Genomic DNA, 10,692 nt, shown 5'->3' with positions numbered 1-10,692 from the left:
CTTTCTTATACTAAAAGAAAAAAACTCCTCTTCGGTAAATGTTCGAAGAGGAGTTTTTTTTCATTACTCAAATAAGGAAGTACTGTGCATAGGTTGAATTCTTGCACTTGGATCGATATATTTTTTTGCATTGCTTACCGCTATCGGGGCTTCTCCAAATCCGGTTGCAATCAATTTCACTTTCCCGTCATACGTACAAATATCACCGCATGCATAGACACCCTCGATATTGGTTTCCATTTTCGAATTGACGACAATTGAATTTTTTTCAATATTCAAGCCCCATTCCTTGATTGGACCCAAAGATGAAACAAATCCATAGTTGACGATCACATCATCGACATCAATGATTTCGGTTTCTTCCTGTTTGACGACTTGGATTTTGACTTGATTGATGTTTTCCCCGTCACCAATCAATTCGACCGGAACAAAAGGCGTTTTTATTTCAACATTCGAATTACGCATGTTTTCGACGGTATGTTCATGAGCTCGAAATTTATCGCGACGATGGACAATCGTCACTTTTTCGGCAATCGGCTCAAGCATAAGTGCCCAATCTACTGCAGAATCACCGCCGCCAAAGATTACTACTTTTTTATTTTGAAAATAATTCATGTCGTTTATAAAATAATGTAAATTTTTCCCTTCGTAATCTCTGGCATTTTCTAATTCCAGTTTTCGCGGTTGGAAAGCCCCGTTGCCTGCCGTAATAATAACCGTCTTTGTATAATGAATTTCCTGATTTGTTGTTAACTTAAAAATGCCATCTTCTTGTTTTTCCAGTTTTTCAACGGATTGATCCAGACAGACGGTAGGTTCGAACAATTTAATTTGTTCCTGTAAATTATCTACCAACTCCCGAGCTCGGATTTTTGGAAAACCTGCCACATCGTAAATGAATTTTTCCGGATATAGCGCCGTTAATTGACCGCCTAATTGCGGCAAACTTTCTATTATTTTAACGGTTGCTTTTCGCATGCCACCGTAAAAAGCGGTAAATAACCCGGTCGGGCCGCCACCGATTATCGTTATATCATAAACTTGTGTATCTTCTTTCAAAGGTATCCCTCCAATTAACATTCACAAATATTTTATCATAAGTTTTAGCAATTCCGAAAGATTCACTTCTAAAGTTTGTAAAAAAAAGAACTGCGCAGGCCGTTTGTTCATTTCAAAGCTTTGATAATTGACGAAATATTTTTTGCTTTAGTAAACTGAGTAAAGGGTAATGTTAAAGTTCAGAAAAAAAGATGACGGAAACGACTTTTATGTTAATCAAGATGGTCTTTTACCTTAACGTGAATCCATGACCATCATGCCAATCGTTTTCCGTTATATGGAACAAGAAGGGGGGAGGGAAACCTTGCCATTCTCAATCATTCAATTAATGATTTCAATCCTGTTATTTTTCGTTTTGTTTTTCGGAATTGGTTTTATATTAAATATGCTTTTGCGGATGACATGGATTATGACTTGCATATATCCAATTGTTGTTATTTTTATTGTAGATAATATCCCTTTTATCACCTATTTTCGTGAACCTGAAGAAGCTTTTCAAACCTTAGGAACCAATTTACGTTCATTGGCTCCTGCTGACATTACTGTATTATTAAGTGGTCTAGCAGGCACAATTTTAGCCGGGTTTACAATGAAAGCGTTACGAAAAAGAGGTTATCGGATGTTTTAGTTGTCGGTAAATTGTTTTAATTAATGTATATTTTTAATATTTTCATAAAAATAGAATAAGAATTTCTCCTCTTTGTGAATATTTTTTTCTTCTTTGGGAAAGAAATAGACACGAGAGGAGTGAAAAATATGGTAAAAATAAAAACATGGTCCAAACGGATTATCATGGTCATTTTGTTTACTATTGCACTGCTAATTACTTTCCAGACTGTATCCGGAGTAAAGGCTGAAACATTACCAGACCATAAATATAATTATGAAAAAGCATCTGACAAAAAAAGAAATACAAATAAAATGTTACATTCTTTCAAGTCTATCAATTTACAATTAAAATCTTTGAAGGTTGCTACAACTTCAGCAACAAAAATTTCATCAAGTGAAGAAATTCAAGGAAAAGTTCCAAGTTTAGAGGAAGCATTTAATTGGGAAGCAGAATATCCAAGTCATTCAGTCATTGCGACCGGATATACAGCAGGATATGAGTCGACCGGGAAAAATCCTAATGATCCTTCTTATGGAATTACGTACTCCGGAGTGAAAGTAAAAAGGGACCTATATTCCACGATTGCGGCTGACTTGAATGTTTTCCCCATTGGTACAATTTTGTTTATTCCAGGCTACGGGTTTGGCGTTGTGGCGGATAAAGGTGGAGCCATCAGAGGGAATAAAATTGATTTATATTTTGAAACTGTAGAAGATGTATATAGTGAATGGGGAAAACGAGAAGTTAATGTTTATGTCGTTAAAAGAGGGAATGGATCACTGACAGCAGCAGAACTTGAACAATTGAACGAAAATGAAGCGATGCAAGTGTTTCGCAGTCAATATTCATTAAGCAAAAAAGAATAGAACGCTCTTAACTATTTGTCCTTTTTATCGATCCTTCTGATAATCGGTGAGGGCATTTTTTTTGTAATAGTTGCGAAAGTAGACAGGTAATTTTTTCCTATACATTTTTTGACGAATGGTGTAGACAAATGACGGAAAGGGTGGTATATTATTATTCGTTGTTATTTATTGAACAACTTTTTCTTATCAAGAAGGTGTTGTGGTTTTTATTCGCATCACCCGCTCCATACATATGACTAACGCAGTGTTTCGTTTCGGAAAGAACGAAGCATTGCGTTTTTTACTATCTTTAAGTGCACTATATAACAATGATAAAATAGATAAAATGGTTATTGATTAAATACGGGATATTTATTGAAGGGAGGAAAGGCCGTTTTGGAAACGCAAGCTTTGAAAAAAGAAATTATCGACTACGCAATATCCATTGGAATTGATAAAATTGGTTTTGCCACGGCAGCCCCTTTTACAACATTAAAAGCAAGACTTATCCGTCAGCAAGAATTGAATTACCAGTCCGGGTTTGAAGAGTCAGATATTGATAAGCGAACGAATCCTGCCCTTCTTTTTGACAATCCCCAATCGATCATTTCCATTGCTCTGGCCTATCCAACGAAAATGAATAAGCATGTTCGCGGGACAAAGGGTGAGCGGCGAGGTTTATTTGCCCGCGCTTCTTGGGGAGAAGATTATCACCTTGTATTACGTGATCGCTTAAGCAAACTGGAACAATTCATTTACAGTAAGATGCCTGATGCCCGATGCAAATCAATGGTCGATACCGGTGAATTATCTGACCGGGCAGTTGCGGAACGAGCAGGTATCGGTTGGAGCGGGAAAAATTGTGCCATCATTACGCCGGAGTATGGATCATTCGTTTATTTGGGTGAAATGATTACAAATATTCCTTTTGAGCCGGATACGCCGATAGAAAATATGTGCGGAACATGCAATAAATGTATAGAAGCTTGTCCGACCGGTGCGTTAGTCCAACCGGGGCAAATAAATGCAAAAATTTGTATCTCCTATTTAACGCAAACGAAAGATTTTTTACCGGACGAATATCGTAGCGTGATTGGGAATCGATTATATGGCTGTGATACATGTCAAATCGTTTGTCCTTATAACAAAGGTAAAGATTTCCATTTTCACGAAGAATTTGAACCGGAGCCGGAAGTGGCAAAACCATTGCTTAAACCACTGCTAAAGATAAGCAACAAAGAATTTAAAGAAAAATATGGCCGTGTTTCCGGTGCTTGGCGTGGGAAAAAGCCGATTCAGCGAAATGCGATCATTGCACTCGGTCATTTTAAAGATGAAACGGCGATTGATGAGTTAAGCGATGTTATTCGTAACGATCCGCGACCGGTCATTCGGGGAACAGCTGCTTGGGCATTAGGTGAAATTGGGACAGAAAAAGCGAAACAAATACTTACGAAGGCAAAAATTGAGGAAAAGGATGAAGATGTATTGCGGGAAATTGAAGTGGCACTTGCCGAATAAATAAAATGCCCAATTTTTGCATCACCGAATACGAAGGAGGAACATACACTTAATTAAAGGAGTGTGTGTTGCCATGATTGATCAATTACAAAAGTTATTAGAACAACGGGTACAACAATGTGTAAGTGATCGGCAAACGGAATGTTCAAAAATTGAGCGTAAAAAAGAATGTTTGGCAAATCGCCATGGCGAAATTGTTAAAGCAAAGGCAACCGGGCATATTACTGAGAAAATTAATAATGGAGATCACACTGATATATATTACAACGTCCATTTTCAATATTTAATCAAACAAGAAAAGCGATATTACATTGAGGAAGAAGTTGAGAAACGAAAAGCCCATTTTTATAAAAGTACACTGTTAACGGATGAAGAAATATTTGAAACGCCAACAATCGAAATCCCTGAAATAAAAATTGATCGCCATGAAAATTTAGAAAGGGTTTCATACCATTATGACCGGAGAAAAGCCGTTCAGTATGCCGAACGTTGGTGGAATGACTATAACCCGCAATATCATAAATTTGATGTTGATTGTACAAATTATATTTCACAATGTTTACATGCCGGTGGAGCTCCGATGCGGGGTTTTTCCAATCGTTCGAGCGGTTGGTGGTATAATGGAAACAGTTGGAGTTATAGTTGGTCAGTAGCCCATTCGCTTCGATGGTATTTAGGTACTTCCAAAGTAGGTTTGCGTGCAAGAGAAGTGAGTGACCCGGGGGAGTTACAACTAGGCGATATTATATGTTATGATTTTGAAGGAGACGGCCGCTTTAATCATACTACAATCGTTACGGCAAAAGATGCGTATGGGATGCCGCTGGTAAACGCTCATACAACCAATAGCCGAATGCGATATTGGTCTTATGAAGATTCTTCAGCCTATACGAATAATATCCAATACAAATTTTTTACAATTATAGATGATGATTGATTTATTAGTTGAGGTGGAAAATTGTGGCAGTACATGTTGTTTTATATCAACCAGAAATCCCGGCCAATACAGGTAATATTGCAAGAACTTGTGCAGCAACAGACTCGCAGCTTCATTTAATTCGACCGCTTGGATTTTCAACGGATGATAAAATGTTAAAGAGAGCCGGACTTGATTACTGGCCGTTTGTAAAAATACATTACTATGATTCGTTGGATGAATTTTTTGAGAAAAATCAGGGAGAATTTTATTATATTGAGACATACGGGAATAAGGCATATTCTGATTTCGATTACAGTAATCCGGAAAAAGACTACTATTTTATGTTTGGCAGAGAAACAACAGGCTTGCCGAACGAATTGTTAGAGGCAAATCAAGATCGGTGCTTACGGATTCCGATGACGACAAATGTTCGCTCGCTAAATTTGTCTAATACAGCAGCCATTTTAGTATACGAAGCTTTGAGGCAACAAAATTTTACCCATTTAAAAATTAAATACAGTGAGTGAAAATCGGTAAGGGTTTAAAATAAGGTCAACTCATTTTGAACCCTTTTTGCTATTATTTGTTTTGAGATAAAATAGATATTAGAATGGGAGAAATGGTTGCAACAGGTGCCCTGAAACTGAAATGTATTGATTTTTTTAAGAAAGGGTGATTATCATGAACGAAACGATTGAAACGATCTTAAAACATCGGTCGGTAAGGCAATTTCAAGAGAAAAAATTAACAAGGGAGCAGATTGAAACGATTGTCCGCTGTGCACAGGCTGCTTCGACATCGAGTTTTGTACAAGCTTATACCATTATCGGGGTAACTGATCAAAGCAAAAAACAACAACTTGCACAAGTTGCCGGTAATCAAAAATATGTTGCTGATAATGGTCACTTATTCGTTTTCTGTGCCGACCTTCATCGTTACGACATAATCAGCAAAATGGAAAACGTCAATATGGAAGAATCCATTGCCAGTACGGAAAAATTTATGGTTGCTTTAATTGATACGGCCCTGGCAGCTCAAAATGCCGCAATTGCCGCGGAATCATTAGGGTTAGGGATTTGTTATATCGGCGGGTTGCGAAACAATTTAGAGAAAGTATGTGAAATCTTAAAAACTCCAAAACGAGTGATTCCTTTATTTGGTCTGGTGGTTGGTTATCCGGAAAAAATAAATGAACAAAAACCCCGCTTGCCGTTAAATCATATTTACCATGAAAACACATATCAACAAAATGAGGAAGCATACATAACTCAACTGAACGCATATAACAAGACGATCCGAGACTATTATAATAAAAGGACAAACGGAAAACGGAAAGACAGTTGGACTGGTCAAGTCTCAGCAACATTTGCAATGAAAAATCGTATGTACATGCATGATTTCATCAAAGAGCATCATTTGAATAAATAATGAGTGGTTTTTGGTAGAGCCGTTTTTACAAGAAATGTGACCGGAAAGAACCTAAAAAGAGCGCTTCGAAAGGTTCATTTTCAACCTTTTCCTTTTAGGCGCTCTTTTTTATACAAACTTGGCATAAAAAATGTTATTAAATTTCTCCACAAACATATTATTTCTTATATGTACGCGGTCGATCCTCATACCCCGCCGTAAAGATAGCAGCTAAAAATGCAGCCGAAACACAAAGAATTAAGACAGTTCCCATTTTTTATCCCCCTTATGTTCATTTACTCATATTTATTATAATGCGACATATAAATTTTATCTACAGAATGTTCGTTCATTTTTGTTAAAAAGGAAACTTTTCATATTATTTATCATCATTTTGACGGCATGTTCATATATTTATAGGTAAATATAGTTAAATGTGAAGTCAAAGTTGCTCTTACAAAAGCTGCCAATTTTAACTTTTTGGCATCATCATTAGAAATATAGGGAGGTACTATATGGGTATATTAGATAAAGTTGCCAAATATCGTGAAGAGGAGGAAAAACTTAAGTGGGAAGGTACCTTTGCTGAGTATTTGGAATTGGTAAAAGAAAAACCGTGGATTGCCCAATCTGCCCATTCTCGGGTATACAATATGATTAAAGATGCCGGTGTTGAAGAGGTTGACGGTGTAAAAAGATATAAATTTTTTAGCCATCAATTATACGGGTTGGAAACGGCTCTGGAAAGGTTGGTTGAAGAATATTTTCATCCGGCGGCAAAACGTCTGGATGTCAGGAAACGAATTTTATTATTAATGGGTCCTGTCAGTGGCGGAAAATCAACACTGGTAACTATGTTAAAACGGGGGCTTGAACAATATTCCAGAACGGATCGCGGTGCCGTTTTTGCAATTAAAGGCTGCCCGATGCATGAAGATCCGCTTCACCTCATTCCTCCGCATTTACGTGAAGATTTTTATGAAGAATACGGGATTCGAATCGAAGGAAATCTGTCACCGCTTAATATGATGAGGCTTGAACAAGAATACGGGGGACGGATTGAGGATGTGCTAGTGGAACGGATCTTTTTCTCAGAAGACCGTCGCGTCGGTATTGGTACATTTAGCCCGTCCGACCCGAAATCACAAGATATTGCCGACCTCACAGGAAGTATTGATTTTTCGACAATTGCCGAGTACGGTTCGGAATCAGATCCGCGTGCATATCGGTTTGATGGAGAATTGAACAAAGCCAATCGCGGGATGATGGAATTCCAAGAAATGCTAAAATGTGATGAAAAGTTCTTATGGCACTTACTGTCTCTAACGCAAGAAGGAAACTTTAAGGCAGGCAGGTTCGCACTTATCTCAGCTGACGAGTTAATCGTGGCTCACACAAACGAAACTGAGTATCGCGCCTTTATTTCCAACAAAAAAAATGAAGCACTCCACTCCCGGATTATTGTAATGCCGATTCCTTATAATTTAAAAGTGTCTGAGGAAGAAAAAATTTATGAAAAAATGATTCGTGAAAGTGATGTAGCCGATGTCCATATTGCCCCGCACACATTAAAAATTGCCGCTATGTTCACCATTTTAACCCGCTTAAAAGAACCGAAACGAGGGGATATTGACTTAATTAAAAAGATGCGGCTTTATGACGGGCAAAATGTTGAAGGTTTCAGTGCGATTGATGTGGAGGAACTGAAAAAGGAATATTCGGATGAAGGCATGAGCGGAATTGACCCAAGATACGTCATCAACCGGATCTCTTCAACAATTATTCGTAAAGAAGTAAAATCGATTAATGCATTGGATGTGTTACGTTCCTTGAAAGAAGGACTTGAACAGCACCCGTCGATTACGCCTGAATCAAAAGAAAAATATTTGAACTTTATTTCTCTTGCCCGGAAAGAATATGATGAATTGGCGAAAAAAGAAGTGCAAAAAGCGTTTGTTTATTCGTATGAAGAATCTGCGAAAACATTGATGGATAATTATCTTGATAATGTTGAAGCTTATTGCAATAAAACAAAGCTGCGTGATCCGTTAACAGGAGAAGAAATTAATCCGGATGAAAAACTCATGCGGTCGATTGAGGAACAAATTGGCATATCGGAAAATGCGAAAAAGGCATTCCGGGAAGAAATCTTAATTCGGATTTCAGCTTATGCCCGGAAAGGAAAACGATTTGACTATAATTCTCACGGACGCCTTCGTGAAGCAATCCAGAAGAAGTTGTTCGCAGACCTGAAAGATGTCGTAAAAATTACCACATCAACAAAGACACCGGATGAACAACAATTGAAGAAAATTAATGAAGTGGTTGCCAGGCTAATTGATGAGCACGGTTATAACTCAACATCCGCAAACGAACTGCTTCGCTATGTAGGAAGTCTGTTGAATCGTTAATCAGGAGCAAAAAATAATAAAATTTTAATTGCCGTACTGCAGAAAGTGCGGCTTTTTTTGCAGACAAAGTCAAAAAATACGGCTTAAAATATTGTTTAGTTCTAAAAGGGAAGCTACGAAATATGTACTTATGTTGGTGTTTTGTAAAATCATGGCTCTTATTTCCGAATGCACCAAAAGTAGATCATCCAAAAGCTGTTTTAGTAAGGAAACGAATCCTGCCCGGTATTTGGGAAAATCTCATCAATCCCCAGAAGAACACCAGCAGAAAATGAGGTACGACCGGGACATTTTGTATACTGCTTAGAAAAGGTAGTTTAACTAATATCAACAACTGATAACAGCTAATGGAATGCCCATTAGCTGTTTTATATGAAAAATATAAATTGGTAGTAAATTTTTTTGTCCACTATGCATAGTATAAAGTAATACAAGAAAATATAGTTTAAATTTATGGACCTTTTGTAATTTTTAATAATATACTACTTATTCCTTTTATTGAAATATCAACTTTTATCCTCTTACCATACCACCATGACCGGATGAACGATCCCTAAACTTCATTCAAACATACAGTACATTGTATGCGATAGAAGTTTTGTATGTGACAAAAAAATTAAAGGAGGGAATGAATTAGGATGAATAATTATAATAAACACCATTTCACCATTTCTCAAGAGGATTGGTCCCTCCATCGAAAAGGCCACGAAGATCAACAAAGGCATAATGAAAAGGTTCAGGAAGCAATCAAAAAAAACTTGCCTGATCTAATATCTGAAGAAAGCATTATTTTATCAAATGGAAGAGATGTCATAAAAATACCGATACGTTCACTTGATGAATATAAAATCCGTTACAATTATGATAAGAATAAACACGTGGGCCAAGGCGATGGCGACAGCCAAATTGGTGATGTCATTGCCCGTGACGGTTCAGCGGAAAAAGGACCCGGAAAAGGGCAAGGGGCAGGGGACCAACCTGGAGAAGACTATTACGAAGCAGAAGTATCACTTGCCGAATTGGAAGAAGCACTGTTTAGTGAGCTGGAATTACCGAATCTGCAAAGAAAAAATGATCATGAATTAATTGTGGAAGATATTGAATTTAATGATATTCGAAAGACCGGTTTGATGGGAAATATTGATAAGAAGAAAACCATGCTCACCGCTTTTAAACGTAATGCATTAAGTGGGAAGCCTTCATTCCATCCGATTTACCCGGAAGATTTGAAATTTAAAACATGGAATGAAAAAATCCGTTATGAGTCAAAGGCTGTTGTTTTGGCAATGATGGACACAAGTGGTTCAATGGGAATCTGGGAAAAATATATGGCACGCAGTTTCTTTTTCTGGATGACCCGGTTTTTACGTACGAAATACGAAAAAGTGGAAATTGAATTTATCGCCCACCATACGGAGGCAAAAGTTGTAACAGAGGATGAATTTTTCTCTAAAGGGGAAAGTGGCGGGACAATTTGTTCTTCAGCTTACCGATTGGCGTTGGAGTTGATTCATGGTAAGTATTCACCGAGCCAATACAATATTTATCCGTTCCATTTTTCAGATGGGGATAATTTAACTTCTGATAATATGCGTTGTGTAAAATTGGTTAATGAGTTGATGGAAATTTCAAATATGTTTTATTATGGAGAAGTAAATCAATACAATCGTCACAGTACGTTAATGTCCGCCTATAAAAATATAAATGATGAGCGATTCCGTTATTTTATATTAAGACAAAAAGCAGATGTCTTTCATGCGATGAAGAGTTTCTTTAATAAGGAAGAAAATAAGATGTATGCGTAAATCCCCTGTCATGTGCAGGGGTTTTTTAATGGCCAGAAGTGAAGGATATCTTTCGGGTGCAACTTATTAATTATATGGTAATTGAGTGGATCTTTGACTTGAATTTCCGTCCTGA

The 10,692-nt window shown here is 37.3% G+C and carries 9 protein-coding genes; 8 read left to right on the top strand and 1 reads right to left on the bottom strand.

Annotated elements, in window-relative coordinates; translation table 11 throughout:
• Positions 1 to 63 precede the first annotated feature (63 nt).
• Positions 64 to 1,059 (bottom strand): NAD(P)/FAD-dependent oxidoreductase, encoded by a 996-nt coding sequence (locus BT1A1_RS13385; RefSeq protein ID WP_034772096.1) that lies wholly within the window; start codon positions 1,057 to 1,059, stop codon positions 64 to 66.
• Positions 1,060 to 1,363: 304 nt separating this feature from the next.
• On the opposite strand from BT1A1_RS13385, the gene BT1A1_RS13380 reads away from it, so the two are divergent.
• The 8 genes from BT1A1_RS13380 to yhbH all read left to right on the top strand — a co-directional run bounded on the left by BT1A1_RS13380 (position 1,364) and on the right by yhbH (position 10,577).
• Positions 1,364 to 1,687 (top strand): YuiB family protein, encoded by a 324-nt coding sequence (locus BT1A1_RS13380; RefSeq protein WP_095141638.1) that lies wholly within the window; start codon positions 1,364 to 1,366, stop codon positions 1,685 to 1,687.
• 128 nt (positions 1,688 to 1,815) lie between these two features.
• Complete coding sequence (locus BT1A1_RS13375) at positions 1,816 to 2,535, top strand: 3D domain-containing protein (protein ID WP_034772095.1); 720 nt, start codon at positions 1,816 to 1,818, stop codon at positions 2,533 to 2,535.
• Positions 2,536 to 2,910: 375 nt separating this feature from the next.
• Positions 2,911 to 4,035 carry a tRNA epoxyqueuosine(34) reductase QueG gene (queG, locus tag BT1A1_RS13370; RefSeq protein WP_034772094.1) on the top strand — a complete coding sequence of 375 codons (1,125 nt, stop codon included), beginning with the start codon at positions 2,911 to 2,913 and terminating at the stop codon, positions 4,033 to 4,035.
• 73 nt (positions 4,036 to 4,108) lie between these two features.
• Positions 4,109 to 4,972 carry an amidase domain-containing protein gene (locus BT1A1_RS13365; RefSeq protein WP_034772092.1) on the top strand — a complete coding sequence of 288 codons (864 nt, stop codon included), beginning with the start codon at positions 4,109 to 4,111 and terminating at the stop codon, positions 4,970 to 4,972.
• A gap of 20 nt (positions 4,973 to 4,992) precedes the next feature.
• Entirely contained in the window at positions 4,993 to 5,481 is a 489-nt protein-coding gene (gene trmL, locus BT1A1_RS13360) for a tRNA (uridine(34)/cytosine(34)/5-carboxymethylaminomethyluridine(34)-2'-O)-methyltransferase TrmL (RefSeq protein WP_197057103.1), read from the top strand.
• 154 nt (positions 5,482 to 5,635) lie between these two features.
• Positions 5,636 to 6,382 carry an oxygen-insensitive NADPH nitroreductase gene (nfsA, locus tag BT1A1_RS13355; RefSeq protein WP_034772088.1) on the top strand — a complete coding sequence of 249 codons (747 nt, stop codon included), beginning with the start codon at positions 5,636 to 5,638 and terminating at the stop codon, positions 6,380 to 6,382.
• Between the two features lie 494 nt (positions 6,383 to 6,876).
• Complete coding sequence (locus BT1A1_RS13350; RefSeq protein ID WP_034772087.1) at positions 6,877 to 8,772, top strand: PrkA family serine protein kinase; 1,896 nt, start codon at positions 6,877 to 6,879, stop codon at positions 8,770 to 8,772.
• A gap of 638 nt (positions 8,773 to 9,410) precedes the next feature.
• Positions 9,411 to 10,577, top strand: a complete 1,167-nt coding sequence (gene yhbH / locus BT1A1_RS13345) for a sporulation protein YhbH (protein ID WP_034772086.1) — start codon at positions 9,411 to 9,413, stop codon at positions 10,575 to 10,577.
• The last annotated feature ends 115 nt before the right edge of the window (positions 10,578 to 10,692 follow it).

Source organism: Caldibacillus thermoamylovorans (genome assembly GCF_000751775.1).
Lineage (GTDB): Bacteria > Bacillota > Bacilli > Bacillales > Caldibacillaceae > Caldifermentibacillus > Caldifermentibacillus hisashii.
The sequence above is the reverse complement of the archived record's forward strand: the minus strand, read 5'-3'. Positions and strand labels throughout refer to the sequence as shown.